Raw genomic sequence first — 16,143 nt, 5'->3', positions numbered from 1 at the left:
CTATTTATTGTCTTTATTTCGTATTTTCAATATCCGTTTTTCCAATTACAGCCAATCTATTCATTTTTAAGAAAGCAGCTACAGCAGGGTCATTGATTTCGGCTGATTTTTCCATTTCATCAAGCTGATATTTGAATTCCATTGACATTTCCTTCTTGTTATCTTTAATGTGAGAAAGAAGGTTAAGGTATTCTAATGTGAGGTCAAATTTCTGTTTATATTCCAAGCTTCTCGGCTCCACTTTCATGATGCGAGATGATACATCTTGAATACTCATTTTATAAGGATCGTCATTGATACTTGTATCCAGATTAATCAACTCTTCAGCTTTTAAGGACTGAACAATAAATGGGGAGTGTGTAGTGGCAATAAATTGTATATTTGGAAAAGCTTGTTTTAAATCACTGACCACGTGTTGTTGCCATTTTGGATGAATGTGCATATCAAGCTCATCAATCAATACAATTCCCTTGCTCAACTTCACAGCTTCCCTGCCCAAATGAGCATTCAGGATAACACATCTATAGGCAATTTCTGCTACCATTGCAGCCATTGTTCGCAACCCATCACTTAAATAGAATAATGGTAAGAAGTTTTTTTCATCTCTATCATTTGTAAATTGCCCCCCCAAATCATCTGAATCTTCATCCCACTCAGTTGGTTTCCAGTTTTGCACACAAATATCTATGGCTTCCAAAACAGCATCTAAAAGGACACTTTCCGGCCTTTCTTTTAGCTTTTTCCAAGAGGCAGATTTGATCCACTCCATGGGGGATTTTTTGTCCGAATGATCCCCTAGACATCTTGAATATCCATCTCTTAACCTAGAGCCTTTCTTTTTTAGGTTAATGGTTTGTTTGGGTTCAACCCATAACCTGGCGGTACTGAAAAATCCAATTACAGGAAGATCAATATCTTCTCGCATATGTTCATTGACAGCATCATTGAGTTCCTTTGCCCTATCAATAAGCGCATAAGCTTCCTTAATATCTGTGCGTCCTCCTGGTTTTGCAATAGATCGTTTCCAATGAATCTCTTGATCCCCAATCAAACCAAAAGCTGAAAAAAAACAGTTTTTTTGCGGTACAAATCGATTGTGTAAATCAATTCTACGTATATCTTCCTTTAGAATATGATATCGATCGGCCTCGTCAATTCCTAAAAGGAATGTCCCAGCTGCAAGCCGTAATCCTTGAAGAATGGAAGATTTGCCTTTCCCATTTTCTCCTATAATTACGGTGAAGTTTGTAGGAAACTCAAAAGTTGCATATTCAAAGTTCCGAAAATTATTCAGCTCCAATCTATTAATTCTCATATTGCAATATAACTTATTCCAAAATGTATTTTTCCATTTCCAACGTCTTTTCTTCCAAAGCTAAAATATCAGCCTTAATATCCTTTAAAGATCGAAGTGGTTTAAACTCATAGAAATACTTCGTAAAATTAATCTCGTAGCCAATTTTGGTCTTGCTGTGGTCTATCCATGCATCAGGCAGGTGGGGTTTAACTTCTGCATCGAAATATTCTTCGATGGTTTGTTTGCGGAAAGGAGACGCAGGATCCTGCGTCTTTACAAGAAAAGGTATGTTTTCATAGTCACGTAAAGAAGCGTCGGGTTTTGGTTTGCCCTTGGCTTTGACGACTTTGCCTTTTTCATCTCTGAGTGGTTGCTCCACGGTGATCCGCCAGTACCCAAAAAAGGCATTCGGAAGGATCTTGACGAATTGATTTTCTTCAAAATTGCCATAGAGGTTGGTGATAAAGCCTATTCCTTTTTCAGATCCGTTTTCAATGATTTTTTTACGCTTATTGCCCAAGCTCCGGTCCATTTTCTGCCAGAAACGGTTCCCCTTTTGCAGAGTCGTTTCATGCAACGAATCTGCGCCTGTTCCCGTGGCATTGATTAGCTGTACTTTCCCCTTTCGCTCCGTGCTTTTGTGATTGGTGACAATCCAGATGTAAGTGCTGATCCCTGTATTGTAAAAAAGTTGATCCGGTAAGGCGACAATGGCTTCCAGCCAGTCATTTTCGATGATCCATTTTCGGATATTGCTCTCACCACTTTCTGCAGCTCCTGAGAATAGGGGGGATCCATTGAAAACAATGGCAATTCGGGAGCCATTGGGTTTCATCTTGGAGATCATGTGCTGCAAAAACAGCAAGGAACCGTCGTTGATTCTAGGCAAACCGGCACCGAATCGGCCATCCATGCCCTTTTTGTTGGCTTCTGCCTTGATGAGTTTCTCTACCTTCTTCCAGTCCACCCCAAAGGGAGGGTTGGAAATTTGATAGTCAAATTGTTCTTCTGTCAGCTGATCGTTGGAAAGCGTATTGCCAAATTTGATGTTGCTGGGATTTTGCCCTTTGATCAACATATCGGCCTTGCAGATGGCATAGGATTCCGGGTTGATCTCCTGTCCAAAAACCTTGAGTTCCGCTTTTGGATTGAGCTCTTTTACATATTGTTCCCCTCCGGAGAGCATTCCGCCTGTTCCGGCGGTTGGATCATAGAGCGTTTTGACAATGCCTTCGATGGTCAGCATCTCCATGTCCTCGATAAACAAGAGGTTCACCATCAGACGGATAATTTCCCGTGGGGTAAAGTGCTCCCCTGCCGTTTCGTTGGACTGTTCTGCAAACTTTCGGATGAGTTCCTCAAAGGTGTAGCCCATTTCCATGGAATCCATATCCGAAAGGTCAATCTCCTGAAAGGACTTGACCACCCGAAAAAGGATATCGGCCTTTGGGTCATCCATCCGGTCGATATGATCATCAAAGTTGAAATACTCGATGATTTCCCGAGCGCTGGTAGAAAAGCCATGGATGTAGTTTCGAAGGTTGGCCGCGACATTATTCGGATCGGCCACAATCCTATCGAAGTCAAAGGCGCTCCGGTTGTGAAAATTATGTCCGGCGATCTTGTTAAGCGCAATGTCGATGACGCCCTCTTTCAGGGATTCCACCTTGGGAAGGTAGTCGAGGACTTTTTGCTTTGTGGGCTTCAGAATACAGTCCAATCGTCTCAGGACGGTCATGGGGAGGATCACCTTTCCATAGTCTGACTGCTTGTAGTCTCCTCTCAGCAGGTCGGCGACTTTCCAGATCAGGTCGGCTTTTTCCTTAAAGTTCTTCATTGTGCTATTTTGTAACGTCTTGTTCTTCGGTTGATTTGGTTAGTGGAAAAGTCCCAGTTGCTTGGGGGGCAGCTAACGAAGCATGGAACAAAAGCCCTCGGTGCTACCCACCTGTAAAGCAAAAGGCTTTGGAAACCATTCATGGATAGGGATCACCTGAATACTTCAAAGGCTTAGCGAAGCTACAATATAGGCAAAAGAATGTTTTTAGCCCAAGACATAAAAAAAGCTTCCCTTTTCGAGGAAGCTTGCATGTACCAGGAGCGGGACTTGAACCCGCACGACCTAATGGTCACAAGATTTTAAGTCTTGCGTGTCTACCAATTCCACCATCCCGGCATATTATATTGACTGGTTTTCTTTCAATAGGCTGTTCAATAATCTAACAGGCCCATAAAGAATAAAGCCCTTGGTAGAGGGCTTTAGCAGAGCGAAAGACGAGATTCGAACTCGCGACCCCGACCTTGGCAAGGTCGTGCTCTACCAACTGAGCTACTTTCGCTTTTAATACGTTTCAGCCGTACCCGTTTGCAGCGGCCTAATGTGATTGCAAATTTACCTGCTTTTTTATAAAAGGCAATATTTCCAGTCAAATATTTGTAATCGGCAAGCATGGTGTTCACTACCCCTTTGATTTTTAGGTGGAAAAATACAGCTAGGCCAGGGTTTTTTTGATTTCGTTTAGCTTAAGCAGCGCTTCTACGGGCGAAATAGTGTTGATGTCGATGGCATCGAGCATCTCCTGCGCCGCCTTAAATTTGGGATCCATCTCAAACAAGCTCAGCTGATAGTTGTTTTTAGGCATATCCTTGATCCTGTCGCGCTGCCCTTTGAGGTCCTTGTCCTTCTCCAGGTGCTTCATGATCTCGGCGGCACGAAGCACGACCGGATTGGGCATGCCTGCCATCTGGGCCACATGAATCCCAAAGCTGTGCTCACTCCCTCCCTTTTCCAGTTTCCGCATAAAGATCACCTTGTTGCCCAGTTCTTTCACGGATACATTGAAGTTTTTCACCTTGGGAAAATCCTCCGCCAGCTGATTCAACTCATGGTAATGGGTGGCAAACAACGTTTTGGCTCGGCACTTGGGTTGGTTGTGCAGGTACTCCACGATGGACCAAGCGATGGATATCCCGTCGTAGGTAGAGGTACCCCGACCGATCTCGTCCATAAGTACCAGGCTGCGGTCACTTAGGTTGTTGAGAATGCTGGCTGTCTCGGTCATCTCCACCATGAAAGTGGACTCACCCTTGGAGAGATTGTCTGAAGCACCCACCCGGGTGAATACCTTGTCAATGATGCCCAAACGGGCATAAGAGGCCGGGACAAAACTGCCCATCTGTGCCATCAGCACGATCAGGGCCGTTTGCCGGAGCAGGGCCGATTTCCCGGCCATATTGGGGCCTGTGATAATGATAATCTGCTGCGTGGCATTGTCCAGAAAGATGTCGTTGGGCACGTAGGCGTCGCCAATCGGCAATTGTTTTTCAATTACCGGATGCCGCCCATCCTTGATCTCAATGGATTCGGTATCTGCCATCTTGGGCATGCAATAATTGTTTTCCGACGCCACCTGCGCAAAGGATAGCAACACATCCAAGGTGGCCAATATCCGGGCGTTTTGTTGAATGCTCGACACGTAATCGGTGGCATCCTGCACAAGCAGGTTAAAGTATTTTTGCTCCAAAGCAATCAGCCGTTCTTCCGCATGAAGGATCTTTTCCTCATATATTTTGAGCTCCTCGGTGATGTAGCGCTCCGCATTTACAAGCGTTTGCTTGCGGATCCATTCTTGGGGAACTTTGTCCTTGTGCGTATTGCTCACTTCCAGGTAGTAGCCGAAGACCTTGTTATAGGCTACCTTGAGGGAACTGATTCCTGTCTTTTGCACCTCCCGCTGCTGTAGCTGTATCAGGTAATCTTTGCCGGAATTGGCCAGCTTTCGGTATTCGTCCAAATCGGCATCCACACCATTTTTGATGATGCCGCCCTGATGGGTCAGCATGGGCGCATCCTCCATCAGCTCCCGATCAATCTTTTCAAGCAAAAATTCGCAGGAGTTCAACTGATCCGCCAACTTCTTTAGAGAGCTGTTGCTCGCTGCGCTAAGCAGTGCCTTGATGGGGAGGGTACTTTTTAGGGCTTTTTTAAGCTGGTTCATCTCCCGTGGGTTGATGCGCCCCACGGCTACCTTGGAGATTAGCCGTTCCAGGTCGCCGATGTGCTTAAGGTGAGAGGCAACCTCCTCACGGAAAGCGGGATTTTCGAAGAAGTGCGCTACCATTCGCTGTCGCTCTACAATAGGCTCTTTTTCCTTTAGAGGAAGCACCATCCATTTTTTCATCATGCGGCTGCCCATGGGAGTATGCGTGTGATCCAAGATTTGTATCAGCGGCACGCCACCCTCCTGCTGCGGGTGGATTAGCTCCAGGTTGCGGATGGTGAACTTATCCAGCCACACGTATTTTTCCTCCGCTATGCGGGATATGGAGGCAATGTGCTTGACCTCCTTGTGTTCGGTCTCCTCCAAATAAAAGAGCACCGCACCAGCTGCCACGATCCCCTGGGGCAGGTTTTCGATCCCAAAGCCTTTTAGAGAGTTGGTCTGAAAATGCTGGGTAAGGCGTTCGTAGGCATAATCGTATTGAAATACCCAATCCTCGCAGTGGAAAGTGGTAAAGTCGCTTTTCAGAAACTCAGCAGCCCGGGCTTTTGCCGCCTTGGAATAGATCACCTCCGAGGGACTGAAGCTTTGTAGCAACTTCTCGATATACGCAGGTTGACCCTGTGCGGCCATAAATTCTCCGGTGGAAAGATCCAGAAAGGCTACGCCCAAGGCCTCGCGATCAAAATAGATCGAAGCGAGAAAATTGTTTCGCCGCTTGTCCAGCACGTTGTCGTTAAAGGAAAGTCCCGGAGTCACCAGCTCGGTCACGCCCCGCTTCACAATGCCTTTTACTTCCTTGGGATCCTCCAATTGATCGCAGATGGCTACGCGGTTGCCCGCGCGGATCAGTTTGGGCAGGTAGGTGTCCAGGGAATGGTGGGGAAAGCCTGCCAACTCAATATGGGAGGCGGCTCCGTTTGCCCGCTTGGTCAGTACGATGTCCAATATTTTACTGGCCTTTACCGCATCCTCTCCGAAGGTTTCGTAAAAATCTCCCACCCGAAACAGCAGCAAGGCGCCGGGGTGCTTGGCCTTGATGGCGTTGTACTGCTTCATGAGCGGCGTCTCTTTTACTGCTGCTTTAGCCATAAATCCAATTTGATCGTAAATGAAACCCTGAATTTACTCGATCCATCCCACAAAGAAAAATGGTTGCGATCAGTCCTTCCAGCTATGCGTGCCGGAGAGGTTCGATTTTCCCAATTCCAAGTATCCGAAAAATTTTCTGTCCAAATAAAACTATTTTTACCCATGGGGCATCTTACAACCAACCAAACCCTGAAAACCGGCACCAGAAATACCGATGAACACCGGCCCATCCGTCCATATTGCCCTAGTAACCCGCGCGATTTCCGGTGATTCGTTCGCAAAGGATATACTCATCAACGACTGGTATAAACGCGTGTATAATTACGCACTCAGGTTCTTGGGAGATCACGACTTGGCCATGGAGGTATCGCAGCTTACATTTATCACGGTACACGGCAAAATCGAAAACCTCAAAGATCCGGAGAAATTCCGGTCTTGGCTGTACACCATTTTGGCCAACCAATGCAGGAACCAAAAGCGTCGGCAAAAGGGCGCTGCATTGTCAGATCTGTCCGATGGGAAAGCAAGCAACATGGTGGATTTACCCTGTAAAAACGCCGATCCGGAGCAGCAAATGATTCAGCAAGAAGCTACCGACCAATTGGAACAAGCCATCCTGCGCTTGCCGGAGATGCAGCGGGAGGTACTGATCATGAAGGAATTCGAGGGACTGAAATTCAGGGAAATCGCCGAGTCCCTGGGAATTTCCGAAAATACCGCCAAATCCCGGCTTTATTACGCATTTAAACATCTAAAAGAAACACTGAGTGGTTATTCCTACCACTCCAAATGATACCGCTTATGAGCTTTATCCCTGATGAAACCGCCTGGATCGATTATCTGTACGGTGAATTGGATCCCGAGACGCACCAGCGTATGACCCAGTACCTCCAAGATAACCCCGCCGCAAAACAAGAGTTGGCGCAATTTGCTTCCCTTCGGCAGCGCCTAAAATACCTAGATGATAAAACTCCTCTGCCCTTGGCCAAGCCGGTGGTGCGTCAAACCAACCTGCCCCTGCCGAAAGGCATCCCTAAACCCATTCAGTATGCGGCGACCTTGGTAATAGCCCTCGTGTGCCTGATGGTAGCAGCAAAGGCCACCGAGCTCCATTTACGTTGGGGCCAAACAGGACTCTATATCGGCTTTGGAAATCCTGAATTTTCGCCAACCCCTCAGGCAGCGGCGACCGTTTCGGATAGCTCTGAAAATCTACTGCGTACTCCCGAAAAATTCCCCGTCGACTCCCTATTTCGCCATCTGGAGAATACCCTTGATCGAGAACTAGCCCGGCGGTTTCAGGTCGCTGAGGAGGAGTTAATTGGCAAGATAGGATCAGGAATGGAACGGCGCATGGATGCCTCCTTCCAAGCAGCGCAACAGGAACAGGCCTTACACCTTGCCTCCTATTGGGAAGGGGTAGCGCTGGCACAAAAGCAGTATACCGAAGCCCTGCTGGAGGATTTCTCGCAAACCCTCCAACAGCTACGGGAGGAGGATCTGGTATTCTTGTTGGACAGACTGAACGGCATACAATACGAAAATGAACAACTGCAACAGGAGATCAGTGACCTCTTACACTACTTATTAGCCGAAACAGATACCTCTAAACCCAAGCAGCCATGAAATCGAGCATGATTATTTTGATTTTGGTATTCCTATCCGGAAGTCAGTTCGCCTTATGCCAGGAGATTGACCGCGACCGCATGCAGCGCGAACTGAAAGTGGCCAGTGCGATTCTAAACAGCCTCTTCGAGCCCGACCAGGATTTTTTGGTCAGCCGCCGGGACGACCGTAGGCAGGCTCAATACCTCAGTGGCTTTGGCGTCATGATGACCCTGCCTGCCCATGCCTCAGTATCTGTGGCACCCAATATCCGATTTTTGCAATCACCCAACGGAAAGCCACTGTCAGGTACTGTACCCCACCGGGGATCACAGATCCGAATCGGACGTTCCTTGTTGGACAGTACTCGAACAATGAGTCCTATACCAGGCAACCCATTCGACCGCGATAGCCTAGAGCAGGCACACACCTTGCGCTCCAAGCAACTTGTGGCAGAGTACTTCTTGGATTATGCCCACTTGTTCACCCAATTGGGTCCCGAGGACCGGATCAAAATCGTGGAAGAGCGTTCGCCTTTTGTTTCGGGAGGGCGCTTTGTGCCGCAATTTCAAGCTTCTAACGTCACCGGAAGAACGCAGCGTTTTGCTGCCGAGGTTGTATTCGGTGACTTAATCGCATATCAAAATGGGCAGCTTACAAAGGAGGAAATGCTATCCAAAATCAGCTATGCCGGGGAAGATCCGTCCAAGGAGCAGGACTTGGAGCTTTTGGCCAATATCTTCGACCGACTGTACCGACCGGATCTTTCCGAGACTTTTTACTACACCGGCTATGCCTTTTACGACCGTATTCCGGACTTTGGCGTGATCTACCACCTCAATATGCTCACAAGACCGGATGAAAGTATGTATAGTTTTATTCTGCGACAAAGTATGGGCAGTGCTGGAAACATAGAACCGGATACAGAGAAACTAGCGGAGGAATATCCCCGGTTTATCGAAGAATTAAAGGGAAATATGCTCACTTACGGCAGGACCCTTAAGAGCTTGAGGGAAGACGAAAAATTGGTTTTAAGCATACGGTTTGGGGGATACCCACGCGCAGAACTTCCCGAATTTGTTCACCTAACCGTCGATGTAACGGATCTATTGCAGCTAAATTCGGGGATCCTGACCATGGAAAAAGCCCTTGAGCGTATCCAAGTTGATGAATAACCTAAAAAATAGGCCCATACTACTATCTTTGCGTCCGGAAAACGCGATAAAAGCATGAGGAAATTGAGTATGGACGAGCTGGAACGTCTGTCGGTGGAGGAGTATAAGTCTGTGGAAAAAAGCCCGTTGATTCTGGTGCTGGACAATGTTCGCAGCTTAAACAATGTAGGTTCTGCCTTTCGTACCGGAGATGCCTTCCGTATCCAAAAGATATACCTCTGTGGCATAACGGGAAAGCCACCCCACCGGGAGATTCAGAAAACCGCCCTTGGCGCCACCGAGTCGGTGGATTGGGAACACGTGCCCGACACCCTGGAACTGATCAAAAAGCTTAAAAACGAGGGCATTCAAACCGTGGCACTGGAGCAGGCTTCCCACAGTGTTGCCCTAACTCACTTTCAGCCGGAGCAAGGCATAACTTATGCACTGATTTTTGGCAACGAAGTCTTCGGGGTGGATGAAGGTGTGGTGAGCGAAGTGGATCAAGTAATAGAAATCCCCCAACTTGGCACCAAGCATTCCTTTAACATTTCTGTGAGCATTGGGATCACGCTTTGGGATGTTGGAGGTAAATTGGGAATATTTGATAAGGATTAGCCTGGGTTTTGTGGTAACTATGGAATCTGGAAGTGCCAACGAGCAGGAACCCGCATTCAGTAACCCTTCCTGAAGGAACGAAGGTTTGGCTGTTGCTCTAAGACGTTTTTTTTGCGGGAATGGGGAACCGTTCCGAAAAGACATTAGGTTACACCTTCCTCCGACTGGGTATAAAGTCGACTACATCCTCCTATTTCTAACCTCCTTTTTGTTGAGTTCAGTGTTACCTGTGCAGCGAACGTAACCTTCCTTTTCTGTTTCAAAAAGCCGAACGGCAAAGTTTACGGATCTCTTTTCGGAGTTTGTTGCTTTCCTTCGTTGCCTGCTTTAGCGGTACGCCTGCTTTCATCCCCGGGCGGTCGTGCCCAATATGGGTCAGCCAGGCATCTTTGGTCAGTGACTGAGCGGCTTTTACCAACGCCAGGACATCTTGACCGGAGGGCTTGGAGTCAAAGTATGCATCCGGCGAGGCCATGTTTTTCGCCTCAGGGAATCCCAATCCGTCCAATAGTGCCTGGGCCATGATCCAGTGGCCGATTTCGTTTGGATGTACCGCATCCTCAGCCAAGAAGAAATCGGGATTTGTTTGGCGCTTGGCTATCAGGTGTTCCTTCATCGGAAAGTGTAGATCTATTACCTGCCACTGCGAGTTCTTTCGTTGGGAAATGAGCCATTCAGAATAAGTATCCAGCACTTCTGCGTAAGCGGGATCTTTCTTCGGGTCAAAAATTGGAGGGGTGAGGTGGATGATGGGAATGGATCGCTGTGTCACCGCTGCGTGCAAACGCTCGATACCTTCCCGATACCTTGCAAACCGCTCCTCGTCCAGCGGCAGGTAGATGCCGTCGTTCATGCCATAGCAGGAAACAACCACATCTGGCTTCACTTTTTCCAAGATCCTTTCCAGCCGATCGTGCAGGTAGGGACGGGGAAAGCGCCCACCTGCATGTCCGGGCTCGGAAAGTCCACTGGCAGTTTCGCTGGGTAAGCCTACGTTGATGGCTTCCATCTTGGTGCCTGGGTTTTCCAAGTAAAAGGCCGCAATGGTAAAGTCTACGTAATGGGCGGCATAGGTGATGCTATTGCCGATAAATAACACGCGTTTGGCCTCTTTACGGATGGGATAGCTGGTCTGGGCCTGTACCGCGCCAACGAGAAGGCCAGTTAAAACGAGGATAACGAGGTGCCGTTTCACGAATTTATTCCTAGTTATTTGCTGATTCTTTCCGCAATAATCTCCGCCATCTGTGCATTGCCTTCTGCATTTGGATGTACCCCATCCGGAAAGAGGCCTTTCTTTTTAGCAAAAGGCCTGTGCAGGTCAATGATGGATGCCTTGGCCCCTCGGGCGGCCTTTTTGATCTGAGGGGTCATTTCTTTGACGATGACCGATTCGGTGATACCCCAGTTGTCTTCAAACACAGGTACGGGGAGGCAGACATAAATCTTTCCATCCTCCGGCATCACGGCGAGGAATGCATTTAACATGTCTTGATAGTCTGAGAGGAATGCGTCCTTGAAAGCCCAGTTTTGGGGTTTGGAGTCATTGGTGCCCAGCTTGATGACCAGAATGTCCGGCCTGAAATCCAACGCTTGTTGGTATTGCGCTTGCTCCCAATAGGGCATATCCCCTTTTTTCAGCAGGGTACTTCCGCTCACGCCGAAGTTTTTTACCTCATAGGCATCCCCTAACAGCTTTTGCATCATCAGGGGATAACTATTGATGTTATCCCGTCCAGGTCCTTGGGTGATGCTGTTTCCCACACAGGCAACCCGTTTAGGCTCTTGGGCAAAGGCATCCATCGCAATCGCAGCCCAGACAATCCACACTATATACCATTTCTTCATCGATTCGTCGGTTAGTTGAGTTGGTAAATTACGCTTTTTTTGATGTCTTTTGCCTATTCTATTGCCTAACTTTGGGGTGATGGCATGCAGATTTTACAGACTGGCTCATTTTCTCTCGTTAGATGTTGCGTTTGGCGCCTGTGCAGGAATGTATTTTTTTGCCAGATTGTTTCGGGTGGAGCTGGCTTTAGCGGCTTTTGTGTTGATGGCACTGTCTGTTTGGGTTATTTATACCTTTGATCATCTTCTAGATGCCCGTCATATGCAGACAAGCCATGCCTCCCCGAGGCACAGGTTTCATCAGCGGTACTTTAGCGTGCTTCGGGTGGCGCTGCCCGTGGCTGCCGTGGTCGTGGTAGTCGGGGCTTTTCTTTTGCTGCCGTCGAAGCAACTCTTTGCTGCAGCACTGATGCTGGGAGGGCTGATACTTTTGAATTTGCTCCTCACCCAATACTACAAACAACCGCTTGCCCCTTGGAAAGAAACCAGCATAGCCCTGTTTTACGTGTTGGGCATTCTCTTATTGCCGCTGTTTAATAAAGAACTTCCCACATTGAACCTTGCTTGGATAGCTATCGCCTTTGGATATTTTTTGCTGGCCTGGTATAATCTGGTATTCCTTTCCCTTTTGGACTGCAAGACAGACAAGCTTTCAGGACAGCGTTCATTGGCTACCTTTTTAGGTCATCGATTGGCCAAGAAAGCGTTGCAGTGGGTGGGCATGCTGGGGTTGGTTTATTTCTTGGTATTGTTGTTTCTACTGCCTTCTTATTACCATGTATTCACTGTTTTGCTCCTGTTGATGTATACCTGGCATGTGAGGTACTTCCTTTCGTACAGCAAATTCCCTAAAGAGTCCGTACGGAGGAGGTTGGAGTTATCGTTTCTGATGCCCGTAGTGCTTATTCTGTTACCGCTCTAATAATTCCTAAGGCCGTGCAAAACAACTACGATCGGATTGCTTCGGTATATGATTTTCTAGCCAGGTTGGTGCTGGGCCGCGATCATACCCGCAGCAAATTCGCTCTTTTGGATCAGGTGATGCCAGGCGATCAGGTACTGTATTGCGGTGGGGGCAGCGGGCTAAATCTGCCATATTTGCTGCATCGGGTGGGCCGTTTCGGTGGTGTCGTGTATGTGGAGCCATCTGTGCGAATGACGATACTTGCCAAGGATAGGATTGCCTCTGGAAACGTCGATTTCGTGGATTCCATGGCACAAGTGCCGCCTACGAGGGTGTTTGATGTGGTGATGACCCAGTATCTGCTGGATATTTTGGATGACAGGGAACTCGACCGTTTCTTTGGGGAGGTAGGTAGACGGGTGCTGCCCGGGACGCGATGGCTGGTGGTGGATTTTTACCCAAAAGCCCACAAAAAGGCTGTATGGAAGACTATGATACAGTTTTTTCGGTTGTTGGTGAATCACCCTCGACGTGACTTACCTGCTTACGACACGTTTTTTGAGCGGTTTGGATGGAAGGTGCAGCAGCAGGTGGAGTGGCAAAGGGGCTTCATGGTGGCGAAGGTGTTTCGGAAGGAGGATAACCTAGCTGATGGGGGTTGAGAGGGAGGGGTTTTTTACTCGCAGAAGGAAGGGGTTATTTGGCTATTTTTGGCAACTGAATGAATTATAACACAAGATCTTACATTGGGCAAATTAAATTGCTTTTAGGTGACATTCTTTAGAAAAAAATGTAACTTTACTATCGACACACTTATTTATCACGCTATGGCAAATTACACACTGACTATTAACGGTTCCCAGCAAACAATAGAAGCACCGGAGGAAATGCCCCTTTTGTGGGTAATTCGAGACTTACTTGGTATGAAGGGCACTAAATTTGGATGCGGTCAGGCTCTCTGTGGTGCCTGTACGGTTTTGCTTGGCGATGTTGCGGTTCGATCCTGCTCCCTGCCGGTTTCGGAGGTCGGTAGCCAGGCGATCACCACCATCGAAGGATTGTCGGAAGACGGCAGTCATCCGGTACAAGAAGCTTGGGTAGCGCACAACGTTCCGCAGTGTGGTTACTGTCAGGTGGGTCAGATCATGAACGCTACCGCCCTGCTGAAACGAAACCCTTCTCCCTCGGATGCGGAAATAGATCAGGCGATGGCGGGCAATCTTTGCCGCTGCGGCACCTATAATCGCATCAAAGAAGCCATCTTAAGCACCACCCGCTAGTTTTACGCCAAAACAATGAAATCCATGATCCCTAAATTTCCGTTTCTACGTTTCCCCAAAAAGGACTCCTCCACTACCCGAATTTACAAATCTTCCCGAAGGGATTTTTTGAAGCTGGGCGCCTTGGCCGGGGGAGGGCTGATGCTAGGCGTCACTTTTCAGTGCAGCACCAAGGACGGTGAAGGCATGTTTTCGCCAAATGCCTACTTGCGAATCGATCCCGACGGCACCGTTACGATTATCGCGCACCGCTCCGAAATGGGGCAAGGTATACGTACTTCCCTGCCAATGATCGTCGCGGACGAGTTGGGAGCAGACTGGAGCGAAGTGAAGATCGAGCAAGCAGTGGGTGACGAAGACACCTATGGAAATCAGAATACCGACGGATCCTTCTCGGTAAGGATGTTTTACGAACCCATGCGTCAGGCCGGTGCCACCGCCCGGTACCTGTTGATTCAGGCTGCGGCTGCAGAATGGGGCGTGGAGGCTTCGGAATGTGTAGCTGAAAATGGCCGGATCAGCCATGCCGGGAGTGGTCGGTCTTTTGGCTTTGGTGAGATCGCCTCCAAGGCGCAGGCACTGCCACTTCCCGATCCGAGTCAGGTGTCGTTAAAGGATTTTTCTGCCTACAAGCTGGTGGGTAAAGATACGCCCATAGTTGATTTGCACGACTTCGTTACCGGTAAAGCAGTGTTTGGGGCAGACGTAGACCTACCCGGGATGAAAATCGCCGTGATCGCCCGGTCCCCGGTAGTCGGAGCCAAAATCCTATCCTACAATGATGAAAAAGCACTGGCTGTGCCCGGTGTTCGGCAGGTGGTCAAGATTGCGGGTTCTGGCATTCCTCCTGGATTGAACAAGCCCTTGGAAGGACTTGCGGTCATTGCCGACCATACTTGGGCTGCGATTCAGGGTAGAAAGGCCCTTGAGATCGAGTGGGATATGGGTCCCAACGCTAATTATGACTCTCGGCAACAGTTAGAGGAAATGAAGGCCAGTACCCAAAATGACGGCATGGTGCGGCGTGAGCGAGGTGATTTTCAGTCGGCGCTGGCTCAAGCCTCCCAAGTGATAGACCGGGTATATGAAGCCCCATTCTATGCACATGCCACCATCGAGCCGCCGGCGGCCATTGCTCGCTGGGAAGGTGGCAAATTTGACATTTGGGCACCAACGCAGCATCCACAGTGGGCGAGGGAATCGGTGGCAGAGGCAACCGGTATTTCCTTGGCTGATATTACGGTAAACGTCACCCTGCTGGGAGGGGCCTTTGGACGGAAGTCCAAGCCGGATTTTTTGGTAGAGGCGGCCCTATTGGCAAAGGAAACAGGTATGCCCATCCGGGTGCAATGGACCAGAGAAGATGACCTTCACCATGATTTTTTTCATTCACACAGTGCGCAGCGTATTCGGGTCACGCTAGATGGAAACCGGCGACTTACAGGATGGAATCATCACACCGTTTTTCCCGCCATCGGTGCTACCTCAAATACCGAAGAGTTGCATCCGTCTGACGGAGAATTGGGACTGGGCTGCATAGACTATCCCTTTCAAGTACCCCACATCCGTATCGAAACCCACGAATCCAAAGCCCATACCCGAATCGGATGGATGAGGTCTGTAAGTAATATTCACCATGCTTTTGCGATTTGTTCCATGATGGATGAGGTGGCGGAGGCCTGCGGCAAAGATCCCGTAGCGTTTAACCTGGAGATGTTGGCAGACGACGGAAAACTGAACTTTGAGGGAGAGATAAAAGGTGACTTCGGGAATTATGGCGAATCACTGGATGACTTTCCTTGGGAAACCGCCCGACTCAAAGGGGTCATACGCCGGGTGGCGGAGGAGTCGGGATGGGGAAAATCACTCCCTGCCGGCACGGCCATGGGTTTTGCCGTGCACAAGAGTTTTCTGACATATGTGGCCTGTGTGGTAGAATTGCGAAGGGGGTCAGATGGCAAGATCACTATCCCGGTGGTGCACTATGCCGTAGATTGCGGAATCGCCGTAAACACCGATCGGGTTCGCTCCCAGTTTGAAGGAGGGGCGATCTTTGGGACCAGTATAGCCAACACCTCTGCCATTACCCTAAAAAACGGGCAGGTAGAGCAGAACAATTTTGACGGATACCAACTGGTGCGCATGCCGGAGTCACCCCAAAAGATTCATGTGCACATCATAGAGAGTTCCCGCAAGCCTACCGGCGTGGGTGAACCACCGGTACCTCCCTTGGCCCCCGCATTGGCAAACGCCTATTATAAGCTAAGCGGCAAGCGGGTATACCAACTTCCCTTTCGGCTGGGCTGACCTTTTTAAACCCGAGTGACGCTCGGGTTTTTTTATG

General features: G+C 48.7%; 13 protein-coding genes and 2 tRNA genes. 8 read left to right on the top strand and 7 right to left on the bottom strand.

All coding sequences use genetic code 11. The features are described from left to right. Positions 1–13: 13 nt before the first annotated feature. The 5 genes from IAQ59_RS18200 to mutS form a co-directional block, all read right to left on the bottom strand. Positions 14–1,315, bottom strand: coding sequence for an AAA family ATPase (locus IAQ59_RS18200; RefSeq protein ID WP_209332277.1), 1,302 nt, complete (start codon positions 1,313–1,315; stop codon positions 14–16). Positions 1,316–1,328: 13 nt separating this feature from the next. Beyond that, a complete protein-coding gene (locus IAQ59_RS18195; RefSeq protein ID WP_209332276.1) occupies positions 1,329–3,134 on the bottom strand; it encodes a type I restriction-modification system subunit M in 1,806 nt (601 codons plus the stop codon). Positions 3,135–3,389: 255 nt separating this feature from the next. After that, a tRNA-Leu gene (locus IAQ59_RS18190) sits at positions 3,390–3,473 on the bottom strand. 90 nt (positions 3,474–3,563) lie between these two features. Then, positions 3,564–3,636: transfer RNA gene (locus IAQ59_RS18185), tRNA-Gly, on the bottom strand. A 153-nt stretch (positions 3,637–3,789) separates the two neighbouring features. Then, entirely contained in the window at positions 3,790–6,390 is a 2,601-nt protein-coding gene (mutS, locus tag IAQ59_RS18180; protein WP_209332275.1) for a DNA mismatch repair protein MutS, read from the bottom strand. Between the two features lie 214 nt (positions 6,391–6,604). Between mutS and IAQ59_RS18175 the strand changes: the two genes are divergently transcribed. The 4 genes from IAQ59_RS18175 to IAQ59_RS18160 are packed head-to-tail and all read left to right on the top strand — an operon-like array spanning position 6,605 to position 9,767. Beyond that, a complete protein-coding gene (locus tag IAQ59_RS18175) occupies positions 6,605–7,183 on the top strand; it encodes an RNA polymerase sigma factor (RefSeq protein WP_209332274.1) in 579 nt (192 codons plus the stop codon). Positions 7,184–7,191: 8 nt separating this feature from the next. After that, entirely contained in the window at positions 7,192–8,016 is an 825-nt protein-coding gene (locus IAQ59_RS18170; RefSeq protein ID WP_209332273.1) for an anti-sigma factor family protein, read from the top strand. After that, positions 8,013–9,170: a hypothetical protein gene (locus IAQ59_RS18165; protein ID WP_209332272.1), complete on the top strand. Its 1,158-nt coding sequence runs from the start codon at positions 8,013–8,015 to the stop codon at positions 9,168–9,170. Before IAQ59_RS18170 ends, IAQ59_RS18165 begins: the two co-directional genes overlap by 4 nt. A gap of 54 nt (positions 9,171–9,224) precedes the next feature. Further along, positions 9,225–9,767: an RNA methyltransferase gene (locus tag IAQ59_RS18160; protein ID WP_209332271.1), complete on the top strand. Its 543-nt coding sequence runs from the start codon at positions 9,225–9,227 to the stop codon at positions 9,765–9,767. Positions 9,768–10,026: 259 nt separating this feature from the next. On the opposite strand, the gene IAQ59_RS18155 is transcribed toward IAQ59_RS18160, so the two are convergent. Further along, on the bottom strand, positions 10,027–10,962 hold the full coding sequence (locus IAQ59_RS18155; protein WP_342450729.1) for an SGNH/GDSL hydrolase family protein: 936 nt from the start codon (positions 10,960–10,962) through the stop codon (positions 10,027–10,029). Positions 10,963–10,976: 14 nt separating this feature from the next. Next, positions 10,977–11,615 (bottom strand): DUF459 domain-containing protein, encoded by a 639-nt coding sequence (locus tag IAQ59_RS18150; RefSeq protein ID WP_209332270.1) that lies wholly within the window; start codon positions 11,613–11,615, stop codon positions 10,977–10,979. Positions 11,616–11,694: 79 nt separating this feature from the next. Between IAQ59_RS18150 and IAQ59_RS18145 the strand changes: the two genes are divergently transcribed. From IAQ59_RS18145 to IAQ59_RS18130, 4 genes are all read left to right on the top strand, one after another. Next, on the top strand, positions 11,695–12,537 hold the full coding sequence (locus tag IAQ59_RS18145; protein WP_209332269.1) for a hypothetical protein: 843 nt from the start codon (positions 11,695–11,697) through the stop codon (positions 12,535–12,537). A gap of 14 nt (positions 12,538–12,551) precedes the next feature. Next, positions 12,552–13,181 carry a class I SAM-dependent methyltransferase gene (locus IAQ59_RS18140; RefSeq protein WP_209332268.1) on the top strand — a complete coding sequence of 210 codons (630 nt, stop codon included), beginning with the start codon at positions 12,552–12,554 and terminating at the stop codon, positions 13,179–13,181. A 165-nt stretch (positions 13,182–13,346) separates the two neighbouring features. Beyond that, positions 13,347–13,799, top strand: a complete 453-nt coding sequence (locus tag IAQ59_RS18135; protein ID WP_209332267.1) for a (2Fe-2S)-binding protein — start codon at positions 13,347–13,349, stop codon at positions 13,797–13,799. A gap of 24 nt (positions 13,800–13,823) precedes the next feature. Beyond that, on the top strand, positions 13,824–16,106 hold the full coding sequence (locus IAQ59_RS18130; RefSeq protein WP_209332266.1) for a xanthine dehydrogenase family protein molybdopterin-binding subunit: 2,283 nt from the start codon (positions 13,824–13,826) through the stop codon (positions 16,104–16,106). Positions 16,107–16,143 lie beyond the last annotated feature (37 nt).

This window comes from Lunatimonas salinarum, from assembly GCF_017811155.1.
In the GTDB taxonomy this organism is placed as follows: Bacteria; Bacteroidota; Bacteroidia; order Cytophagales; family Cyclobacteriaceae; genus Lunatimonas; species Lunatimonas salinarum.
Note: the sequence above shows the minus strand (reverse complement) of the source record. Positions and strands in the feature narration are given on the sequence as shown.

Coding starts and splice junctions, on each gene's coding strand:
- IAQ59_RS18175 (WP_209332274.1), top strand. CDS start 6,605: ATGAACACCGGCCCATCCGTCCATATTGCCCTAGTAACCCGCGCGATT.
- IAQ59_RS18165 (WP_209332272.1), top strand. CDS start 8,013: ATGAAATCGAGCATGATTATTTTGATTTTGGTATTCCTATCCGGAAGT.
- IAQ59_RS18135 (WP_209332267.1), top strand. CDS start 13,347: ATGGCAAATTACACACTGACTATTAACGGTTCCCAGCAAACAATAGAA.
- IAQ59_RS18170 (WP_209332273.1), top strand. CDS start 7,192: ATGAGCTTTATCCCTGATGAAACCGCCTGGATCGATTATCTGTACGGT.
- mutS (WP_209332275.1), bottom strand. CDS start 6,390: ATGGCTAAAGCAGCAGTAAAAGAGACGCCGCTCATGAAGCAGTACAAC.
- IAQ59_RS18150 (WP_209332270.1), bottom strand. CDS start 11,615: ATGAAGAAATGGTATATAGTGTGGATTGTCTGGGCTGCGATTGCGATG.
- IAQ59_RS18160 (WP_209332271.1), top strand. CDS start 9,225: ATGAGGAAATTGAGTATGGACGAGCTGGAACGTCTGTCGGTGGAGGAG.
- IAQ59_RS18130 (WP_209332266.1), top strand. CDS start 13,824: ATGATCCCTAAATTTCCGTTTCTACGTTTCCCCAAAAAGGACTCCTCC.
- IAQ59_RS18145 (WP_209332269.1), top strand. CDS start 11,695: ATGGCATGCAGATTTTACAGACTGGCTCATTTTCTCTCGTTAGATGTT.
- IAQ59_RS18195 (WP_209332276.1), bottom strand. CDS start 3,134: ATGAAGAACTTTAAGGAAAAAGCCGACCTGATCTGGAAAGTCGCCGAC.
- IAQ59_RS18200 (WP_209332277.1), bottom strand. CDS start 1,315: ATGAGAATTAATAGATTGGAGCTGAATAATTTTCGGAACTTTGAATAT.